At 41.6% G+C, this 2750-nt stretch carries 6 protein-coding genes; 3 read left to right on the forward strand and 3 right to left on the reverse strand.

Annotated elements, in window-relative coordinates; translation table 11 throughout:
• Both WG89_RS31485 and WG89_RS28030 read left to right on the forward strand, forming a co-directional pair.
• The coding region (locus WG89_RS31485) for a hypothetical protein (protein WP_216638471.1) at window positions 1-194 on the forward strand (194 nt) is incomplete at its 5' end.
• A gap of 249 nt (window positions 195-443) precedes the next feature.
• Window positions 444-641, forward strand: a complete 198-nt coding sequence (locus tag WG89_RS28030; protein WP_062271016.1) for a hypothetical protein — start codon at window positions 444-446, stop codon at window positions 639-641.
• A gap of 46 nt (window positions 642-687) precedes the next feature.
• On the opposite strand, the gene WG89_RS28035 is transcribed toward WG89_RS28030, so the two are convergent.
• The 3 genes from WG89_RS28035 to WG89_RS28045 form a co-directional block, all read right to left on the reverse strand.
• On the reverse strand, window positions 688-1326 hold the full coding sequence (locus tag WG89_RS28035; RefSeq protein WP_062271018.1) for an HAD family hydrolase: 639 nt from the start codon (window positions 1324-1326) through the stop codon (window positions 688-690).
• 125 nt (window positions 1327-1451) lie between these two features.
• The gene (locus WG89_RS28040; protein WP_062271020.1) at window positions 1452-1754 is read right to left on the reverse strand and encodes a hypothetical protein; all 303 of its coding nucleotides are present in this window, start codon (window positions 1752-1754) and stop codon (window positions 1452-1454) included.
• A gap of 94 nt (window positions 1755-1848) precedes the next feature.
• Window positions 1849-2283 carry an NUDIX hydrolase gene (locus WG89_RS28045; RefSeq protein ID WP_281177730.1) on the reverse strand — a complete coding sequence of 145 codons (435 nt, stop codon included), beginning with the start codon at window positions 2281-2283 and terminating at the stop codon, window positions 1849-1851.
• A 309-nt stretch (window positions 2284-2592) separates the two neighbouring features.
• Between WG89_RS28045 and WG89_RS33115 the strand changes: the two genes are divergently transcribed.
• Window positions 2593-2750, forward strand: a 158-nt coding sequence (locus WG89_RS33115; RefSeq protein WP_172806884.1) for a transposase, incomplete at its 3' end; no start/stop codon positions are given.

Genomic DNA, 2750 nt, shown 5'->3' on the forward strand with positions numbered 1-2750 from the left:
ACCGTTACGAAGATATGATGACGCCCTATGAAAAGTTTGTTTCTCTGCAAGATGCCCAGCAATACTTGAAGAGCGGAGTCACCCTGAAAAGTTTGGAGGCGAAAGCGCATGTCATGACCGATAATGAAGCGGCACGAAGGCTTCAAAACGCCAGAGAGAACTTACTAACAGTCATCTATGAACGACCAGCCTGAGGCCGGAGTCATGCACTCTTCTTCAGGCTCATTTTTCAATTGGAAAATACTTAAACCAAAAGACATGCTTTTGGTCTTAGTAAGAACAAAAAAGGTAGTTTGAAAATGTCTAATATACAATCATATTCCGTTAATCTCTGTCCAGCTAACTCAATGCCGGAGTGCCTCGCTAGATTAAGTTGACCAGGGAGCAAAAGGTGGTTGAATATTTTTACGTAAATGAAGTTTTAAAGGGGTGTGGAGGTCACTATGAGTCTTATGTTTATTATTGCACTGACAATAGTGATACTTGGGTTGCTTCTATGGTACTGGGGAAGGTCTTTAGCAAAGGCTGAGGTGATTTCTGTAGAGCATGAGATTTCTACAACACCCGAGAAGCTCTGGCAGGTTCTGCCAGACCGGCAGCAGGCAGCTTATGAAGAAATGAGCTCAAAAAGGTGGAAATGATCAACCTGATTGCATAGGCAACAATGAAATAATCGTGTCATAAGAACTAAAGACCAAGATATCGGAAGGCATTATCCATTGAGAGGTAATCGGGGATGCTCTGGTGATGATCCAGTCGGTTGCCAACAAGCACAAAGTTGCACTCTAAGGTTTCACAGGCTTTTTTGTCCCACTCGGCATCACCGAAGTAGGTGAGATTATAATGGGTAGGCAATTCTGCTCTCTTCAGGGCAATCTTCATGATCTGAGTTCTGGAAAAATGGTCATTGGACGACGCGAGAGGGATATCGCTGACATCAATACCGGCAGATGCGAGCTTCAACATAGCCGTCTCACTCCAACCGCCTGTTGCGATAGACAGACTGACATTCCTAAGGCCTTGTAAGTGAGCAATAAAGTCTGAAGCCCCTTCAACCTGCTGAGCAGGTGTAATGGCTAAATAGTTACGAATATTGTCGGTAAATACCTTTTTAACGTCTCTGTGTATCCTTTCTCTTTGCTTTATAAGGTCATGGTTAGCAAGATGATGATCCAGTATTCCTGTATCGGTGATGTGGGGGTACTTTGACCAGTCGTTGTCTATTTTATGGCCAAGAACTTGGTGGACCGCATGAATAAAGCACTCCTCATCAAAGTCATATGATTTTACCAGAGTGCCGTCAACATCAAACATTATATGGTGCAATTGGATTTCTTCCTTTGGTGCATTGCACAAGGCCCGAAGTATGAACCTTCGGATATTCATGCAGTACAATTTATATAGGCTTTCGCCGATAGTGAGATGTGGAATGGAATTCAATTTCAGTATTGTTAGAGCTTTTTCTTCATAACGTACTGATCTAAGCCTGGACCAAAGCCATTATGATGACTCTCAATGGTCTGAAACCCAAATCTTGAAAATAACTTTTCCATAAGCTGAGTAGTATTAATGGTAATGTCGTAACTTTTCCCTTCGGATTTTATCCTTGACTCAATCTCCTGATAAAAACCTTCAGCAACAGAAAATAAATTTTTGAAGCCAATTGAGTGATTCTTGAACATTACCCAGGCAATACCGTGCATACTATTGATAACCGACTGCTTGTCGATATCCTGATAACTTTGATAGATCACAGCTTACACCTTAAAAGTGCTGGAAGCATTGAGCATTAGATGACGACTGTTCTATCTGAATCTGTTCGGACTTATCAGCACATCAGGGCAGGTTCTATTGATGTTGGGCTTTACGAAGATAATCTGTCAATCCTGCTGGATAAAGCACCTTGTTGCCTTCTAAAAAGTCATGTTTGTTGACCCATTTGGCGACAAAGTCGGTGCCTTCCTCGATACAGCTGACTACTTCTTTGTCATAAAAGGACAGGTCTTTAAATCTGGCTGAGAGCAGCATGACCATTTCATGCCCCGGTTGGCCATTAAAAGTGAAAATATTCTGAATGGTATGCAGGTAGGAGGTAACTTCTATCTCAGTATCCATCTCTTCTTTGAATTCTCGAACCGCAGTTTGCTCAGCCAGTTCACCAAACTCAACACCACCACCCAGTGGACGGTAAAAGGTTTCTTCTTTAACGTCGTCGTAGCCTTCTGCCACAAAGAGTTTCTCATTATGCTCTATCAGGCATATTGCTAGATTTCTTATGTTCACTTGAATGCTCGTAATTTTATTGAGTTGACCGTTTTTTTGAGATAAAACGGTTAACTGTATTTTATAAAACCGCTGACTCGATTTTTTTGATGTTCACGCCCAGAAGACCAGATTTAAAACCATGTTCTTTTAATAAATTATTCGCTCTAGAATTAACTAAAAGGATGATAAGAAAATTTAAAACTGGAACCAGAAAAAGAAGAGTAAGAACTATGGCAATAATTTTAGGCTCTTAATGGATTCTGGGGAGCTGGTTGAGGACGAGTTATTTGACTATGAATAGAAGACGTTTTCTTGTACAAAAGTGTCATGAAACTTTATGACCTCCTCGACAACGCCAAGTGCTTTGAACAGATACGCCAGATTCGCTGGCCTGACGGGGTGAAATGCCCACACTGTGCCAGCTCAGACATAACCCGCCAAGGCAAGGACGATTCACAGCCTGACAGACAGAGATATTCTTGTAA

The sequence above is a fragment of the Endozoicomonas arenosclerae genome, from assembly GCF_001562015.1.
GTDB classification, from domain to species: Bacteria; Pseudomonadota; Gammaproteobacteria; order Pseudomonadales; family Endozoicomonadaceae; genus Endozoicomonas_A; species Endozoicomonas_A arenosclerae.